This window comes from Aeromicrobium sp. SORGH_AS_0981 (assembly GCF_031453195.1).
Classification (GTDB): Bacteria; Actinomycetota; Actinomycetes; order Propionibacteriales; family Nocardioidaceae; genus Aeromicrobium.
Map to the genome: position 1 here is coordinate 2844719 of NZ_JAVIZD010000001.1, position 17246 is coordinate 2861964.

A 17246-nucleotide genomic window follows, 5' to 3' on the forward strand; every position below is an offset into this window, starting at 1 on the left:
TCCACCGACCCCACCACCCACCAGGCCCGCGGGTAGTCTGCGGTCGCGCAGCCGCGCAGCGAGGGAGGGGGCAGGGTGCGATCGACGTACGGGCGGGTCCTGGCGCTGCCGGGTGCCGCGCTGTTCAGCCTGACGGGGCTCGTGTCGCGGCTGCCGCTGTCGATGGCGTCGCTCGGTCTCGTGCTGCTGGTGCGGGAGCACGGCGGCGGGTACGGGGCCGCGGGCCTGGTCGCCGCCGCCTACGTGGCGGCCGCTGCCGTCGTCGCACCGGTGCACGGTCGACTGAGCGACCGGTGGGGGCAGCGCGTGGTGCTGCTGCTCGCCGGGGCGGGGTACGCGATCGGCGTGGCCGCGGTGGTGCTGGCCGTCACGCGCGACGCCGCCGCTCCCCTGCCGCATCTCGCGGCCGCCGTGGCCGGGGTGTTCACGCCACAGACCGGGTCGCTGGTGCGGGCCCGCTGGACCCACCTGCTGCGCGACGACCGGCCGCTCCTGACCACGGCGTTCGCCATCGAGGCGGTCATCGACGAGGCCGTGTTCATCGTCGGGCCGGTGCTCGTCACGTTCCTGACCCTCCAGGTGGCCGACGTCGCGGGCCTCGCGACCGCTGCCGCCGCCGCGACGCTCGGCAGCTGGGCGCTCGCCGCGCAGACCGCCACCGAGCCGCCCGCCGGCGGCCACCGCACCGGCCCGCGCGTCGCGATGGGCTGGCCGGTGCTCGGCCCCGTCCTCGTGGCCGCGGTCGGCATCGGCGTCCTCTTCGGCTCGACCGAGGTGCTGGTCGTCGCCTTCACGGAGGCCGAGGGCGAGCGCGGGGCCGCGGGGCTCGTGCTGGCCGTCTGGGCTGCCGGGAGCCTGCTCGCCGGCGTCGTCGTCGGGGCGCTGCCCGCGCCCGCCGACGCCGTCGTGCGGCTGCGGTGGACGGTCCTCGTCCTGGGCCTGCTGTTCGCGCCGCTGCTCCTCGCGCCCACCACCGCGTGGCTCACGGCCGGGCTCTTCCTGGCGGGCGTGATGATCTCCCCGACGATGATCGCCGCGACGAGCGTCGTCGAGGAGTACGTCCCGCCCGCCCGGCTCACCGAGGCGCTCACCTGGACGAGCACCGGTCTGGCCGTCGGGGTCGCTCCCGGGGCCGCCGTCGCGGGCGCCGTCGTGGACCGGTTCGGTGCCTCCGCGGGGTTCGCCGTGCCCCTCGTCGCGGGGCTCGCGGCGGCGGTCGTCGCCTGGTGGTTCCGACCGCCGCCCCGACCCGACCGCGCCCTCGTGCCCGGTGCCGTCGCGGACTAGGCTGTCCCGGGAGATGAGCACCTCCGCCGCACCACCCCCCGACGCCCTGCTCGACGACGCCCCGCTGGACGAGCGAGCCGTCGCGCTCGTGCGACGGTGGGTCTCCACCGCCGGTCGGCGGCGCAGCGACCCTGCCGCTCGACGCCTGGCGACGCTGCTGAAGGACCCGGCCGGTCTGGACTTCACGATCGGCTTCGTCGACCGCGTCGTCCGCCCGGAGGACGTCGACGTCGCGGCGCGCAACCTGCGCGACCTGGCGCGCTCCCTGCCGACATTCCTGCCCTGGACCCAGCGGTACCTGCTGCGCCTCGGCGCCGTCGTGTCGGTGGTCATGCCGGGCCTGGTGGTCAGGACGGCGCGGGCCACGCTGCGCCGCATGGTCGGCCACCTCGTGGTCGACGCACGTCCCGAGAAGCTCGGACGCACGATCGCCACGCTGCGCCGACGCGACGACCGGCTCAACCTCAACCTGCTCGGCGAGGCCGTGCTGGGCGAGGCGGAGGCGGTACGCCGCCGCGACCGCACCCTCGAGCTGCTGCGCCGCGACGACGTCGACTACGTGTCGGTCAAGGTCTCGGCGGTGGCCAGCCAGCTGTCGATGTGGGCCTTCGACGAGACCGTCGACCGGGTCGTCGAGCGGCTGGAGCCGTTGTACGAGGTGGCCGCCGAGCGTGGCTCGTTCATCAACCTCGACATGGAGGAGTACCGCGACCTCGACCTCACCGTGGCGGTGTTCACCCGGGTGCTGGAGGCGCACCCGCAGCTGGAGGCGGGGATCGTGCTGCAGGCGTACCTGCCCGACGCGCTCTCCGCGATGCAGCGTCTGCAGGGCTGGGCCCGGGCCCGACGCGAGGCCGGTGGCGCCGCCATCAAGGTCCGCGTCGTCAAGGGCGCCAACCTCGCCATGGAGCGCGTCGACGCGGCCGTCCACGGCTGGCCGTTGGCCACCTGGGGCACCAAGCAGGAGACCGACACCCACTACAAGCGGGTGCTGCGCTGGGCGCTGACGCCCGAGCGGGTCGATGCGGTCCGCATCGGCGTCGCCGGCCAGAACCTGTTCGACGTCGCGTACGCCTGGCTGCTGGCCGGCGACCGCGGCGTGCGCGACGCGGTCGACGTCGAGATGCTGCTCGGCATGGACGCCGGCCCGGTCGCCGCGGTCCGCGACGACGTCGGCGCGCTGCTGCTGTACACGCCCGTCGTGCACCCCGACGAGTTCGACGTCGCGATCTCCTACCTGGTGCGCAGGCTCGAGGAGAACGCCAGCCCCGAGAACTTCATGTCGGCCGCCTTCGACCTCGCCGACGACCCCGAGGCCTTCGAGCGGGAGGCGAGCCGGTTCCTCGACTCCGTCAAGGCCCTCGACGACGTCGTGCCCCCGCCGCACCGCGTGCAGGACCGCCGTACCGACGCGACCGACCACCACGTGCACGCGCACACCGACGGCTTCTCCAACACCCCCGACACCGACCCGTCCACCGCGGGCAACCGCGTGTGGGGACGCCAGGCGCTCTCGCGCTCCACCTACACGCAGGTCGGGCTGTCGACCATCGAGACCAACCGGGTGCACGGTCCGGCCTCGCTCGAGACCCTCGTGGTCGGTGCCCGCGAGGCCGGTCGCGACTGGGCTGCTCGGGGCGCCGAGGTGCGCGCCTGGATCCTGCACCAGGCGGCAGCGGCGCTCGAGACCCGACGCGGCGACCTGGTCGCCGTCATGGCCGCGGAGACCGGCAAGACGATCGCCGAGGCCGACGTCGAGGTGAGCGAGGCGATCGACTTCGCCCACTACTACGCCGAGTCGGCGCGTCGGCTCGAGGTGGTCGACGGGGCACGGTTCGAGCCGGTCGCCCTCACCGTCGTCACCCCACCGTGGAACTTCCCGGTCGCCATCCCCTGCGGCTCGGTCGTCTCGGCGCTCGCCGCCGGCAGCGCCGTCGTCATCAAGCCCGCGCCGCAGAGCCCCCGCTGCGCGGCCGTGATGGTCGAGGCGCTCTGGCAGGGAGGCGTGCCGCGCGACGTGCTGCGCTACGTCACGCTGGAGGAGGGCGAGCTCAGCAAGGCGCTGGTGTCCCACCGGTCGGTCGACCGGGTCATCCTCACCGGCTCGTGGGAGACCGCCGCCCTGTTCCGGTCCTGGCGGCCCGACCTGCCGCTCATGGCCGAGACGAGCGGGAAGAACGCGCTCGTCGTGACGCCCAGCGCCGACCTCGACCTCGCGGTCGCCGACCTCGTGAAGAGCGCCTTCGGGCACGCCGGGCAGAAGTGCTCCGCCGCCAGCCTCGGCATCCTGGTGGGCTCCGTCGCCACGTCCGAGCGGTTCCGTCGCCAGCTCGTCGACGCGGTCACGTCGCTGAAGGTGGGCTGGCCGGACGACCCCGACGTCTCGGTCGGACCCGTCGTCGAGGCGCCGTCGGGCAAGCTGCTCGACGCGCTCACCGTGCTCGGCGAGGGCGAGGAGTGGCTCGTCGAGCCGCGTCGCCTCGACGAGACCGGACGGCTCTGGTCGCCCGGCGTCAAGGTCGGCGTCCAGCCGGGCAGCACCTACCACCGCACCGAGTACTTCGGCCCGGTGCTCGGGCTCATGCACGCCGCCGACCTCGACGAGGCGATCTCCTGGCAGAACGCCACCGACTTCGGCCTCACCGCGGGCATCCACTCCCTCGATCCCGACGAGGTCAACCGCTGGCTCGAGACCGTGGAGGCCGGGAACCTGTACGTGAACCGCGGCATCACCGGCGCGATCGTGCAGCGTCAGCCGTTCGGCGGCTGGAAGCGGTCGAAGGTCGGCGCGACGAGCAAGGCCGGCGGGCCCAACTACCTCTGCCACCTCGGCACCTGGCACCGTCGCCCCCTGCGCCACGTGCCCGACGACGTGACGCTCGCGCCCGAGGTCGGTGCGCTCCTCGACGCAGTCGCGCCGCACGTGCTCCAGGACCCGCTGGCCCAGCTGCGTGCCGCGGCCGGCTCCGACGAGGTGGCCTGGCAGCGGGAGTTCGGCCGCGAGAAGGACGTCACCGGTCTGGGTGTCGAGCGCAACGTGTTCCGGTACCGCCCCGGCAGCGTCCACGTGCGGCTGGGCGACGACCTCGTCCTGGCTGCCCGCGTGCTGCTCGCCGCCCGACGCTCGGGCGCGACCGTCACGGTCTCCTCCCCCGTGCCGCTGCCCGACGGCCTCGCCGACGACCACGTCGTCGAGGACGCGCAGGCCTGGCTGCGTCGGATGGCCGGCGAGAGGCCGGGCGTGGTGCGCCTGCTCGACCCGTCCCTCGCCCGACCGCTCGCGGAGTCCGTCGAGGGCGACCCCGACGTCGCCGTGCACGCCGACGAGGTCACGTGGTCCGGGCGGGTGGAGCTGCTGCCGTTCGTGCGCGAGCAGGCCGTCACGATCACGGCGCACCGCTTCGGCAACCACGACCCCGCGTTCGACCGCGTGCTGCCCCGCTCCTGACCTCTCAGCCCTGCTGCAGGCCCGGCGGCAGGGGTGCTCGCCAGCCCCGCCAGAGGGCCAGGAGGCGCCAGCCGACGCACAGCGCCCCGGCGCCGACGTACGCCCACCAGCCGAGTCCGGCTCCGTGCGCGAGGACGGCGAGCAGCGCACCCGCGAACGCCGGGGTCGCGTACAGCTCCTCGCGGAAGATCACCGGCACCCGGCCGGCGAGCACGTCGCGCAAGATGCCGCCGCCGATCGCGGTGACCATGCCCAGCAGGGCCGCGGGCAGGACCCCGAGGCCGTACTCGGCGGCCTTGACCCCGCCGGCGACGCAGAACACCGCCGCTCCCACCGCGTCGAGCACGGTGATCTGCGACTCGCGGCGTCCGAACGTCGGGTGGAAGACGAAGACCACCACCGACGCGACGGCCGGCACGATCAGGTAGCGCCAGTCCAGCAGGGCCGCCGGCGGCACCGCGCCGATGAGCACGTCGCGCAGCACCCCGCCGCCGAGGCCCGTCACGAGTCCCAGCACCGCGGCGCCGAAGACGTCGAGCTCCTTGCGGACGGCCACGATCGCGCCTGTGCACGCGAACACCGCGATCCCGACCAGGTCGAGCGTCACGATCCACACCTCGGGCACACCGAGAGCCTAGGACGTCGCCCTGGCGGCGGGCGAGCGTGTCGCCGCAGCAGGGCCTCGACGGCCGCCTACGATGGCGGTGCAACCAGTGGGAGGACGCTCGATGCGCGAACTCGGCCCCGATCGGCTCAGCGACGACGGACGGTACCTCGTCCTGCGCGAGCCCGGTCGACCGGAGCTGTTCCGCGTCCCCGTCGACCGGCGGCTCGCCGCCCTCGTCGAGGCCTCCCCCCGTGCCCGGGGCCGTGCCCACGGCCAGATGGAGATCACGATGGAGAGCAGCCTCACCCCGCGCGAGATCCAGACCCGGATCCGTCGCGGCGAGTCCCCCGACCAGGTCGCCGAGTCCGCCGGCGTGCCCACCGAGCAGATCGAGGGCTTCGCGACCCCGGTGCTCGCCGAGCGTGCCTACATGGCCGAGCAGGCCCGCACCACGACCATCCGTCGTCGTCACGCCGCCGGACCGGGCGTCCTGCTCGGTACCGCTGTCGACGAGAGCGTCGCGGCCCAGGGCGGCGTGCCCGAGGAGGCCGCGTGGGACGCGTGGCGTCGCGAGGACGGTCGCTGGACCGTGCAGGTCTTCGCGCCCGACGCGCTCGAGCCGGCCCGCTTCTGCTTCGACGCCAAGAGCCGCTACGTCCTGCCCGACGACGAGGCCGCGCGCCTCCTCGTGGGCGACGTCGCCGCACCGGAGGCGACCGACATGGCCATCGCCGACGCGCTGCGTGCCGACGAGGAGCGGGTCGAGGAGCCGACCACCCCCGAGGCGGAGCCGGAGGAGCAGCTGCTCGTGCACCTGCCCGACGAGGCACCCCACGCCCTCGTGCACTCGCTCAAGGAGGCCCGCGACCGTCGGGCCATGGAGCAGCTCTCCCTCACCGACGAGCCGACGCCGGAGCCCGCGCGCCCTGCCCAGCGTCGTGACGAGACCCCGCGACGTGACGAGCCCGCGACCGAGGCGTCCGAGCCGGAGGTCGCGCAGGCCGAGGACGACGTCGAGGAGCACGTCGCCGTCCCCGACACCGTTGCCCCGCGGGGCAAGAAGCGTCCTGAGCGTCGGCGGGTGCCGAGCTGGGACGAGATCATGTTCGGCGGCCGCCCGGAGTAGCCGCCCGTCCCTCAGGGGAACGGCAGGACGTCGGGCGAGAGCGCCGCGGCCTTCGCCGTCGCCGCGGTCATGCGCCGGCGGTGGTGCCGTCGGCACAGCACCTCGTAGCCGACCGACGGGGTCGGCCGGTCCGGGTCGTCGACGTCGCCGACGACGATGACCTCGCCCTCGGTGACCATCACGCCGTCCTCCGTGCGGGCGTTGTGCGTGGCGCGCTCCCCGCACCAGCACAGCGCCTCGACCTGCAGCGGCAGGACCCGGTCGGCGAGCTCGACCAGTCGGGCGGCGCCAGGGAAGAGCCGCGTGCGGAAGTCGGTGAGGATGCCGAAGCAGAACACGTCGATGTCGAGCTCGTCGGCGATCTTGGCGAGCTGCTCGACCTGCTCGGGCGTGTAGAACTGCGCCTCGTCGCACACCAGGTAGTCGATGCGTCCGCCGCGGGTCAGCTCGTCGACGACGTGCTCCCAGAAGTGCAGGTGCTCCTCGACCTCCGTGGCAGGCACCGACAGGCCGAGGCGGCTGGAGAGCGTCGCCTCGCCGGCGCGGTCGTGCGAGGCGAAGACGCGTCCGACCCGACCGCGTGCGCGGTGGTTGTGGTCGAGCTGCAGGGCGAGGGTGCTCTTGCCGCAGTCCATCGTGCCGGAGTAGAAGATCAGGTCGGCCACTGGCTCATCCTCCCAGCCGGGTCAGGTCGCGAGCAGCACGGGGATCCGCAGCTCGGCCTCCGTGACCGACCCGTGGAAGCCCTTCATGCGCATCTCGAGCGGGAAGTCGTCGGTGCTGAAGACGCCGAAGTCGCCGAGCGACGCGACGACGACGTCGCCGACCCGTCCGGCGACCTCCGGAGCCAGGGGGCCGAACCAGTCGTCGAGCTCGTCGCGGGTGCGCACCACCGCCCGGTCGCCGCAGGCCGCCCGCCAGCGCTCGGCGACGGCCTCGCGCTCCTGACGGGCCGTGTACAGGTGCCGGAACCGCGCCTCCCCGGCGAGGAGGTCGACCCCGTCGAGCAGGTCGGGACGGTCGGCGACGTCGAACCGACCCTCGGCCGGGAGGTCGACCATGCCGTGGTCGGCGGTCACGAGCAGCACGGTGTCGTCGGGCAGGAGGTCGCGCAGCTGCGCCGTCTCGCGGTCGACCGTGACCAGCACGTCGCGCCACTCCTGCGACGTCGAGCCGTGCGCGTGGCCTGCGTGGTCGAGTCGCGACTCGTAGGCGTAGACCAACGAGCGGTCAGCGTCCTCGGCGACGTCTGCGACGACGTCGAGGCGCTCCCACACCGAGCCGACCCCGTGGAACGGCGCGCCACGCTGGCTGCAGAGCGTGAGCCCCGAGCCCTCGAAGCGCGACTCGTTGACACTGGCGGCATTCAGTCCCGCCTCGTGGAGACGCTGCAGGACGGTGGGGTGGCGCTGCCACTGGAGGGCGTCGACCGGCTGGTCCCAGGCGAGGGCGTTGAACCGGCGGCCGGTCTCGGGCACCCGCGAGGTGTAGCCGACGACGCCGTGCGCGCCCGCGCGCAACCCGGTGCCGAGCGACGTGAGGCTCGTGACGGTCGTCGACGGCACGCCGCAGACGACGTCGGGGACCGACGGCAGGGACGAGAGGAACGGCGCGAGGTGCGCGTGCTCGCGCAGCAGCTGCTCCCCCATCCCGTCGACGAGGAGCACGACGTAGCGACGTGCGTCGGGAAGGCCGAGCGTGTCGTGGAAGCCGAGGTCGGGTCCGGCGACGACGGCCGCTGCGGACGTCATGACCTCGTGCAGGCCGTGACGGCCCGCGGGTCCGGGTCGACTCATGCGGTGCCGCTCGTGGCGGCCGAGAGCCGCCGCGCGAACTCGAGCAGACGCTCCACCGCGGCGCCACCGTCGGCCGCAGAGCTGAGCCGCAGCGAGAAGTCGTCGCCCGTCAGGTTGCCGGTGTAGCCATGGTCGGCGTCGCAGTCGGGGTCGCTGCACTGCGCGGGCTCGAGGTCGAGGTGCGACACCGCGCCCCACCCGATCGTGACCACGGCCTCCTCGAGCTTGCCCGACGTCGCGACCATGCGGGTGACGACGACCGACCGGATGCGGTGGATCGACACCGCCTCGCTCGTGGTCGACGTGTAGGGCTTCGGGAGCAGGTCGTCCGGCGGGTGCTCGTCGGTGTGCACGAGGACGACACGCGACGGCGTCATCACGAGGACGGTCATGTGACGGCGGATCTCGTCGCGCTCGAACGTCGGCTCGTGGTGCACGACGTGCGCGAGGACGTCCTCGCCGGCGAGGGCGTCACGGAGACCGGCGGTGACGATGTCGGGGTAGTAGCCGCTGCGGGCGATCTCGGTGAAGACGTCCGAGCTCGGGCCGGCGGGGCGCTCGCGTCGCATCAGGCCAGCGTATCCCTGCTCGGGGTGCTGAGTCGCCGCACGTACCGCTCCTCGCGCCGGTCGGTGGCGGGCACGATCTTGGCGCGCGCGCTGAGGGCCGTCAGCCCGCCCTCGTGGACCAGCACGGGCTCGAGGTCGAGCTCGGCCACCTCGGGGAGGTCGTCCTTGAGGGCCGCCAGGCGCAGGATGACGTCCTGGATGGCGGCGGTGTCGACCGGTTCCGACCCGCGGTACCCGTACAGCAGGGGTGCCGACCGCAGGTCCTGGATCATCGACTCCGCGTCGACGTCGGTGAGCGGCGGGATGCCGTAGGCGCGGTCGCCGAGCAGCTCGCTCGACGCGCCGGCCAGGCCGAACGACACGAGCGGGCCGAAGAGGGCGTCCTCGGTGACCGTGAACGACAGCGGGATGCCCGCGGGCGCCGACCGCTGCACGAAGAACCGCGTGTCGGCGCGCATGCCGGGCCAGGAGGTCAGCTGGTCCCACGCCTCGGTCATGTCCTGGCGGTCCTGGATGTTGCGCCAGACGTGCGCGAGGTCGGGGCGCGCCCGCAGGTGCTCGCTGCCGGCCTTGAGGACGACGTCCCAGCCCAGCTGCTCGGCCGCGGCGATGGCCTCCTCCGGGTCGTGCACGTTGATCCACGTCCAGAGGTCGATGCCGTAGCAGGCGAGCAGCGCATGCACCTGCTCCGTCGACAGGATCGCGCCCCGCGGTGCGTGCGAGAGGACGTCGCGCACGAGCGCACGGGCGTCGCCCGTGCGGATGTCGGTGTGCGCCCGGAACTCGCCGTGGTCACGGGCGGCCCACTCGGCGTACGTGACCACGCGGGCCAGGGCGCGGACCGCCGACTCCGGGGCCGGGTACGACGGGACCGAGCCGCGTCCGGCCGAGCCGCCCTGCACGTCGGGGACGCGCAGCAGCTCGGGGATGCCCTCGGTGCCGAGGAACGTCGACACGATCGGCTTGTCGGACTGCTCCCCGATCGACGCCAGCACGTTCGCGACCTCCTCGCCGGAGGTGTTGAGCGGCGGGATGTAGACCACCATGAGTGCGTCGATGTCGTCGGACGCGAGCGCCGTCTCGATGGCGACCTCGAAGTCGTCCGCGCCGGCGTCGGCACCGAGCGGGACGGAGTCGGCGACCTGCAGGCCGGTGGCGGTGGCCGCGTCGGCGACCAGCAGCCCCATGGCGTCGGAGTTGCCGACGACGCAGATCCGGTTGCCACGCGGCAGCGGCTGGTGCGCGACGAGCTGCCCGACGTCGAACATCTCCTCGAGCGTGTCGACCTGCACGACGCCCGCCTGGCGGAACATGGCGTCGACGGCCGCCTGCGGCGCGGTGCTGCGCTTGACGGCGTGGCCGACCGGGACGCCCTGCGTCGAGCGACCCGACTTCACGGCGACGACCGGCTTGGACTCCGAGACGCGGCGCGCGATGCGCGAGAACTTGCGCGGGTTGCCGATGGACTCGAGGTAGAGCAGCACGACCTCGGTGTCGTCGTCCTCCTGCCAGTACTGGAGGAGGTCGTTGCCGGAGACGTCGGCGCGGTTACCGGCGGAGACGAAGGTCGAGAGACCGAGGCCGCGGCGCGACACCGACTCCAGGATCGCCGTGCCCAGCGCACCGGACTGGCAGAAGAAGCCGACGCGACCCTGCGGGGGCATGGCGGTGGAGAGCGAGGCGTTCAGCTGGACCGCCGGCGCGGTGTTGATGACGCCGAGGCAGTTGGGGCCGACGAGGCGCAGGCCGTACGAGCGGGACAGGTCGAGCAGGGTGCGCTGGCGCTGGCGGCCCTCCGGGCCCTCCTCGGCGAAGCCGGCCGAGATGACGACGAGCCCGTGCACGCCCTTGGCGGCGCAGTCGAGCACGACGTCGTTGACCGACTCGGCCGGCACGGCCACGATCGCGAGGTCGACCTCGTGCGGGATGTCCTTGACGCTCTTGAACGCCGGCAGCCCCGACACGGCCTCGGCCTGGCTGTTCACGGCGTACACGCTGCCCTGGTAGTCCCCCAGCACGAGGTTGCGCACGATGGTCTGGCCGATCGAGCGCTGGCGGCGGCTCGCGCCGACCACGGCGATGCTGCGCGCGGCGAAGATGCGCTCGATCGAGGCCGCCTCGGCGCGCTGCTCGCGCGAGCGCATCACGCCCACGGCGGAGTCGGTGGGGTCGATGCGGAACGAGAGCTGCTGCACGCCGTCCTCGACGACGCCCTCGACGGAGTAGCCCATCTCGCGGAAGACCTGCAGCATGCGGTTGTTGCTCGGCAGCACGTCGGCCGTGAACCGCTTGATGCCGCGCTCGCGGCCTGCCTGGGCGAGGTGCTCGAGGAGCAGCTGCCCGACCCCGCGGCCCTGGTGCGCGTCCTCCACCAGGAACGCGACCTCGGCCTCGTCGTCGCTGGTGGCGTCGTAGCGTCCGACCCCGATGATGTCGTCGTGCAGCGTGAGCACGAACGCGACGCGACGGTCGAGGTCGACGTGGGTGAACCGCTCGACGTCGCGCGCGGACAGCGTCGGGTACGGCGCGAAGAAGCGGTAGTACTTGGACTCGTCGGAGACCCGGGAGTAGAACGCGACGAACGCGTCGGTGTCCTCGGGCGTGATCGGCCGCAGCTGCGCGACCCGACCGTCCTTCAGGAGCACGTCCGCCTCCCACACCCGGGCGCGCTCGGCGGGCGGATTCGGGGCCTCGGACGTCACGGCCCCAACCTACCGCCCTCGCGGACGCCCGGTGGCGAGGGAGCGGCGTGGGCGGGGCCACGGGCACCCTGGCGGCGTGGCGCCTGCGCCCGCGACGCGGCGACCGGGAGAATCAGGAGGTCACGCCCAGCCGCCCACCATCGGCGACCCCCGTGAGCCAAGAGAGGATCCATGGCCCGCAGCAGCACCCCGAGCCCCCCTGAGGAGTTCGACGAGCACATCATCGACACCGACATCACGGACGAGATGAATGCCAGCTACATCGAGTACGCGTACTCGGTGATCTACTCGCGGGCCATCCCCGACGCCCGCGACGGCCTCAAGCCCGTGCAGCGCCGCACGCTCTTCACGATGGACGACATGGGCCTGCGCAGCGACCGCGGCCACGTCAAGAGCGCCCGCGTCGTCGGCGAGGTCATGGGTCGGCTCCACCCGCACGGCGACGGCGCGATCTACGACGCCCTCGTGCGGCTCGTGCAGTCGTGGTCGATGCGGTTGCCCCTCGTCGACGGGCACGGCAACTTCGGCTCGCCGGACGACCCGCCGGCCGCGATGCGCTACACCGAGTGCCGCATGGACGCCGCGGCGGAGGCCATGACCGCGTCGATCGACGAGGACACCGTCGACTTCCGCCCCAACTACGACGGCCGCGAGCTCGAGCCGAGCGTCCTGCCGGCGTCACTGCCGAACCTGCTCGTCAACGGAGCGTCCGGGATCGCCGTCGGCATGGCCACCAACATCGCGCCGCACAACCTCGTCGAGGTCGTGCAGGCCCTGCGCCACCTGATCGAGCACCCGGAGGCCGACCTCGACGACCTGATGCGGTTCGTACCCGGGCCCGACCTGCCCACCGGCGGCAAGATCGTCGGCCTCGACGGCATCCGCGACGCCTACGCGACCGGCAACGGCTCGTTCCGCATGCGCGCGACCACCCGGATCGAGAACATCACGCCGCGCCGCAAGGGCATCGTCGTCACCGAGCTGCCCTACAACGTCGGCACGGAGAAGGTCGTCGAGGCGATCAAGAAGCTCGTGCAGGCCAAGAAGCTGCAGGGCATCTCCGACATCAAGAACCTGACCGACCGCCACAAGGGCCTGCACCTCGTCATCGAGGTGAAGAACGGCATCGTGCCCGAGGCCCTGCTCGAGCAGCTCTTCAAGCAGACGCCGATGGAGTCCTCGTTCTCGATCAACGCAGTGGCCCTCGTCGACGGGCAGCCCCGCACCCTGGGCCTCAAGCAGATGCTCGAGGTCTACCTCGGCCACCGGTCCCAGGTCGTGCGCCGGCGCAGCGAGTTCCGCCGGGCGAAGGCGGCCGACCGGCTGCACCTCGTCGAGGGCCTGCTCGTGGCGATCGTCGACATCGACGAGGTCATCCAGCTCGTCCGCAGCAGCGACAACCGCGGTGAGGCCCGTACCCGCCTGATGGGCGTGTTCGACCTCAGCGAGGCGCAGGCCGACTTCATCCTCGACCGGACGCTCGGCAGCCTCACCCGCTTCTCCCGCCTGGAGCTGGAGAAGGAGGCCGACGAGCTGCGCGCCACCATCGAGCAGCTCGAGGAGATCCTCGGCGACGACACCGTCCTGCGCGGCGTCGTCTCCGACGAGCTCGCCGAGGTCGCCCAGAGCTTCGGCACGCCGCGTCGCACCGTCCTCCTGGAGTCCGCGGGCCAGACCGTCACCGCCACGGCGTCGCTCGAGGTCGCCGACGACCCGTGCTTCGTGCTGCTGTCGGCGACCGGGCTGCTGGCCCGCACCACCGACGCGACACCCTTCGGCGACGTCGGGAACCGCGCGAAGCACGACGTGATCGTCTCCGCGGTCGCCACGACGGCGCGCGGGCAGGTCGGCCTCGTGACGCAGGACGGCGTGGTCCACCGGCTCGACGTCCTCGACATCCCCGCGCTGCCGCCGACCGCGTCGGCCCCGCACGTGCAGGGCGGGATCCCGCTCCGCGAGCTGCTGTCCACCCCTGCCGCGCCGGTCACCCTGATGTCGCTGTCCGACGACGGCCCGGGGATCGCCCTGGGCACCCGCGCGGGCGTCGTCAAGCGCGTCAAGCCCGACCACGTGCTCAGCCGCGACGCGTGGGAGGTCGTCAGCCTCGCCGACGGCGACGTCGTGGTCGGGGCCGCGCCGCTCGCGACGGGCGAGGAGCAGCTGGTCTTCGTCACGTCCGACGCGCAGCTCCTGCGCTTCGACGCCGGGCTGGTGCGGCCCCAGGGACGCGGCGGCGGTGGCGTCGCGGGCGTCAAGGTCGCGCCCGGACAACGCGTGGTCGGCTTCGGCGTCGTCAGCGACGTCGACGGCGCGCACGTCCTCACCATCGCCGGCTCCGGCGACGCCCTGCCCGGGACCCAGACGGGCGCGGCCAAGGTCACCCCCCTCTCGGCCTTCCCGGCGAAGGGGCGCGCGACCGGAGGGGTGCGCTGCCAGCGTCTCCTCAAGGGCGAGGACGGGCTGATCCTGGCCTGGGTCGGCGACGGACTCCCGCTCGCATGCGCCACCAGCGGATCGCCCGTCGACCTGCCGGCGGTGGACCCGCGCCGTGACGGGTCCGGCGTGCCCGTGGCCCAGCCCGTGCTGGCCGCCGCGTCGCCCGCGGCACACCTGCCGGGACTCCAGGTCGTGCGAGACTGACGGGGTGCGCCCTCTCACCCGAACCGCGTCCACGTCCCCGCTTCGGGCCGCCCTGCTGCCCGTCGCGCTCGTCCTCGCCGTGCTGCTCGCCGGCTGCACGGGCGGCGGTGACGACGGCGGCTCCACCGACACCGCTGCCGTGCAGAAGCGGCTCGACGCGGCCAAGAAGACCATCGACGACGCCGAGACGGTCGACGTCTCGCTGACCACGTCGTCGGTTCCGGACGGCGTGTCGGGTCTGCTCTCCGCGAAGGGGAAGGGCAACCACTCCCCCGCCTTCGAGGGCGACGTGAAGGTCTCCTCCGGCGGTGCCACACTCACCGCGAAGGTGATCGCGGTGGACGGAACCGTCTACGCCGACACGGGTCTCACCCCGGGCTACCTCACGATCGACCCGGCGTCGCTCAAGGCACCCGACCCGGCGGGCCTCCTCGACCCCGACTCCGGCCTCACGAGCATCCTCGCCTCCACCGAGGACCTCACAACGGGCGACCAGTCGCGCGACGGCCGCGACGTGCTCACCTCCGTCACCGGCACGCTGCCCGGCTCGGTGGTGGCCGACATCATCCCGTCCGCCTCGCGGCAGGGGACGTTCGCGGTGACGTACCGGCTGACCGACGACGACGAGCTGCGTGACGCGAAGATGACCGGCCCGTTCTACGGCGAGGGCTCGAAGGTCACCTACACGGTCAGGCTCGCCACGTCGGACGAGCCGGTCGAGATCACGGCCCCTGCCGCGACCGGCGGCCGCTGACCCGTGGCGGAGCCCGGCGACACCGGCACCGTGCGGCTGGCCTCACGCACCCTGCTCGGCCTCGCCGCGGTGGCCATCGCGTTCGCGGCGGCCGACACCTACGTCGTCGTGCTCGCGCTGCCCGACATGATGTCGGCGAGCGGCCTCGACGTCGACGAGCTCCAGCGCGCGGCCCCGATCGTCTCGGGCTTCCTGCTCGGCTACGTCGGGGTGCTGCCGCTCATCGGACGGATCTCCGACCTGCGCGGTCGGGTGCCGGTGCTGCTGGGGTCGCTGGTCGTCTTCGCCGTCGGGTCGCTGGTGACCGCCGCGGCGTACGACCTCGAGACCATCGTCGCGGGACGTCTGCTGCAGGGTGTCGGGGGCGGCGGGCTGATCCCCCCGACCCTCGCCCTGGTCGCCGACCTGTGGCCCCCGAAGCGGCGCGGTCTTCCTCTGGGGGTCGTGGGTGCCGTGCAGGAGCTGGGCAGCGTCCTCGGCCCGCTGTACGGCGCGGTGGTGCTGGCGTTCGGGTCGTGGCGCGACATCTTCTGGCTGAACGCCGCCGTCGGCCTGCTGCTCGCCGCGGTGATGCTGCGACTGCGCGACGCGGCCCCGGCCTCGGAGGATGGCGCGGCAGCCGACCGTGGCCGGCCCGACCTGCTCGGCGCCGGCCTCCTCGCCCTCTCCCTGCTCGGCCTGTCGCTCGTGATGCTGGAGCCCCAGCGGCTCGTCACCGGCGTCACCTCGGGCCTGGCCTTCCTGCCGGTCACCGGCGACTCGCGCTGGCTGACACCGGTCGCCCTGGTCACCTACGCGCTCGCGGCGCTCCTGCTGCTGCGACAGGCCACGGCCCGACGTCCACTCGTGCAGTGGCGCACCTGGGGCGAGGTCGCGCGCAGCACCGACCTGGTGGGCGCGGGTCTCCTCACGCTGGCACTCGCCGCCGTCATCGTCACCTTCGCCTCGGCCGAGCCCGAGTCCGGCGCGATCTCGCCCGCTGCTCCCTGGCTGCTGCCGGTGGCCGCGGTGGCCGCGGCGGGCTTCGCCTACCGGCAGCGGACCGCCGCCACGCCGCTCGTGCCGCGCGGAGCCCTGGCGGCCCGCCCCGCCTGGGGTGCCCTGGTGGTCTCGTTCGTGATCGGCGCCTCCCTCATCGCGGCGCTCGTCGACATCCCGTTCTTCGCACGCCTCACCGTCTACCGCGACTCCCAGCTCGACGCCGCGCTCGTGCTCGTCCGGTTCCTCGTGGCCCTGCCGGTCGGGGCCGTGCTGGGTGGCTGGCTGCTGCGTCGGGTGCCCGCCGCCTGGATCACCGCCGCGGCGATGCTCATGAGCGCGCTGGCCTTCCTGCACATGGCCACGTGGGACGCGCAGTCGCTCGCGAGCGGGTGGGAGACCCTCTCCCTGGTCGCGGCAGGTCTCGGGTTCGGCCTGGCGATCGCCCCGGTGAACGCGGTGCTGCTCGAGCACACCGGCGACGCGGTGCACGGGGTCGCGAGCGCCCTGCTCATCGTGGCGCGCATGGTGGGCATGCTGATCGGCATCTCCGCACTCACGACGGTCGGCCTGCGCGCCTTCTACGCGGCCTCGGAGAAGATCCCCCCGGCGTCCGAGGTCTGCTCGGGCGCCGTCCAGCTGTGCCGGGCCTACCGCGACGAGGTGCGCGACGCCGGGATCGCCCAGCTGCACGCGGTGTTCGTCGGGGCAGCCGTGTGCGCTGCGGTCGCAGCGATCCTCGCGCTGTGGTTGTTGCGTGAGGCACCTAACAGGCGGGCACGAAACACCGGCGGTAGGATGCCGGTGTGACGGACTTCGACGACCTTCTCGCAGCCAACCGGACCTTCGCCGACTCCTTCTCGCTCACCGGCTTCGACGGCATCGCACGTGCCGGCGTCGCCATGGTGACGTGCATGGACTCGCGCATCGACCCTCTCGGCATGATCGGTCTCCAGCCCGGAGACGCCAAGATCCTGCGCAACCCCGGCGGTCGCGTCAACGACCAGGAACTCGTGGCTCTGGTCCTCGGCTCGCACCTGCTGCAGGTGAAGCGCGTGCTCGTCGTCGAGCACACGCGCTGCGCGATGGCCTCCTCCACCGAGGAGCAGATCCACCAGAGGGTCTCCGACAGCACCGGCACCGACGCCACCTGGATGTCGATCGGGCCCATCTCGGACCAGAAGCGCCAGATCCGCGCCGACGTGCATCGCGTGACGTCGCACCCGCTCATCCCCGAGAGCGTCGAGGTCGGCGGCTTCATCTACGACGTCGACACCGGCCTGCTCGAGCAGGTCGTCTGACGCGACCGCTGCCCTCGCGCCCGACGGCACGGTGTCCG

Annotated in this window: 12 protein-coding genes; 7 read left to right on the forward strand and 5 right to left on the reverse strand. The window is 73.2% G+C overall.

Going from position 1 to position 17246, the window contains the following annotated elements; all coding sequences use genetic code 11:
* Positions 1-75 precede the first annotated feature (75 nt).
* Both QE370_RS14260 and QE370_RS14265 read left to right on the forward strand, forming a co-directional pair.
* Complete coding sequence (locus QE370_RS14260) at positions 76-1287, forward strand: MFS transporter (protein WP_309634736.1); 1212 nt, start codon at positions 76-78, stop codon at positions 1285-1287.
* Between the two features lies 1 nt (position 1288).
* Complete coding sequence (locus QE370_RS14265; RefSeq protein ID WP_396127837.1) at positions 1289-4735, forward strand: bifunctional proline dehydrogenase/L-glutamate gamma-semialdehyde dehydrogenase; 3447 nt, start codon at positions 1289-1291, stop codon at positions 4733-4735.
* A 4-nt stretch (positions 4736-4739) separates the two neighbouring features.
* Here the strand turns inward: QE370_RS14265 and QE370_RS14270 are convergent, their stop codons facing one another.
* The gene (locus QE370_RS14270) at positions 4740-5360 is read right to left on the reverse strand and encodes a TRIC cation channel family protein (RefSeq protein ID WP_309634738.1); all 621 of its coding nucleotides are present in this window, start codon (positions 5358-5360) and stop codon (positions 4740-4742) included.
* Between the two features lie 103 nt (positions 5361-5463).
* On the opposite strand from QE370_RS14270, the gene sepH reads away from it, so the two are divergent.
* Complete coding sequence (gene sepH / locus QE370_RS14275) at positions 5464-6468, forward strand: septation protein SepH (protein ID WP_309634739.1); 1005 nt, start codon at positions 5464-5466, stop codon at positions 6466-6468.
* 11 nt (positions 6469-6479) lie between these two features.
* Here the strand turns inward: sepH and QE370_RS14280 are convergent, their stop codons facing one another.
* The 4 genes from QE370_RS14280 to QE370_RS14295 are packed head-to-tail and all read right to left on the reverse strand — an operon-like array spanning position 6480 to position 11535.
* Complete coding sequence (locus tag QE370_RS14280) at positions 6480-7133, reverse strand: thymidine kinase (RefSeq protein WP_253023713.1); 654 nt, start codon at positions 7131-7133, stop codon at positions 6480-6482.
* Positions 7134-7154: 21 nt separating this feature from the next.
* Positions 7155-8264 (reverse strand): alkaline phosphatase family protein, encoded by a 1110-nt coding sequence (locus tag QE370_RS14285; protein ID WP_309634740.1) that lies wholly within the window; start codon positions 8262-8264, stop codon positions 7155-7157.
* Positions 8261-8833 carry a DUF5998 family protein gene (locus QE370_RS14290; RefSeq protein WP_067857083.1) on the reverse strand — a complete coding sequence of 191 codons (573 nt, stop codon included), beginning with the start codon at positions 8831-8833 and terminating at the stop codon, positions 8261-8263. Before QE370_RS14290 ends, QE370_RS14285 begins: the two co-directional genes overlap by 4 nt.
* Positions 8833-11535 carry a bifunctional GNAT family N-acetyltransferase/acetate--CoA ligase family protein gene (locus QE370_RS14295; RefSeq protein ID WP_253023719.1) on the reverse strand — a complete coding sequence of 901 codons (2703 nt, stop codon included), beginning with the start codon at positions 11533-11535 and terminating at the stop codon, positions 8833-8835. The genes QE370_RS14290 and QE370_RS14295 overlap by 1 nt, the downstream gene beginning before the upstream one ends.
* 171 nt (positions 11536-11706) lie before the next feature.
* Between QE370_RS14295 and QE370_RS14300 the strand changes: the two genes are divergently transcribed.
* Genes QE370_RS14300 through QE370_RS14315 form a run of 4 tightly spaced genes read left to right on the forward strand, consistent with a single transcriptional unit; the run spans position 11707 to position 17208 of the window.
* Positions 11707-14175, forward strand: a complete 2469-nt coding sequence (locus QE370_RS14300) for a DNA topoisomerase IV subunit A (RefSeq protein WP_309634741.1) — start codon at positions 11707-11709, stop codon at positions 14173-14175.
* A 4-nt stretch (positions 14176-14179) separates the two neighbouring features.
* A complete protein-coding gene (locus QE370_RS14305; RefSeq protein WP_309634742.1) occupies positions 14180-14929 on the forward strand; it encodes an LppX_LprAFG lipoprotein in 750 nt (249 codons plus the stop codon).
* Positions 14930-14932: 3 nt separating this feature from the next.
* On the forward strand, positions 14933-16717 hold the full coding sequence (locus QE370_RS14310; protein WP_253023725.1) for an MFS transporter: 1785 nt from the start codon (positions 14933-14935) through the stop codon (positions 16715-16717).
* The gene (locus QE370_RS14315; protein ID WP_253023727.1) at positions 16714-17208 is read left to right on the forward strand and encodes a carbonic anhydrase; all 495 of its coding nucleotides are present in this window, start codon (positions 16714-16716) and stop codon (positions 17206-17208) included. Before QE370_RS14310 ends, QE370_RS14315 begins: the two co-directional genes overlap by 4 nt.
* Positions 17209-17246 lie beyond the last annotated feature (38 nt).

Bases quoted from the DNA above. Each gene is read 5' to 3' on its own strand.
- sepH (WP_309634739.1), top strand. From the start codon at position 5,464: ATGCGCGAACTCGGCCCCGATCGGCTCAGCGACGACGGACGGTACCTC.
- QE370_RS14285 (WP_309634740.1), bottom strand. From the start codon at position 8,264: ATGAGTCGACCCGGACCCGCGGGCCGTCACGGCCTGCACGAGGTCATG.
- QE370_RS14290 (WP_067857083.1), bottom strand. From the start codon at position 8,833: ATGCGACGCGAGCGCCCCGCCGGCCCGAGCTCGGACGTCTTCACCGAG.
- QE370_RS14300 (WP_309634741.1), top strand. From the start codon at position 11,707: ATGGCCCGCAGCAGCACCCCGAGCCCCCCTGAGGAGTTCGACGAGCAC.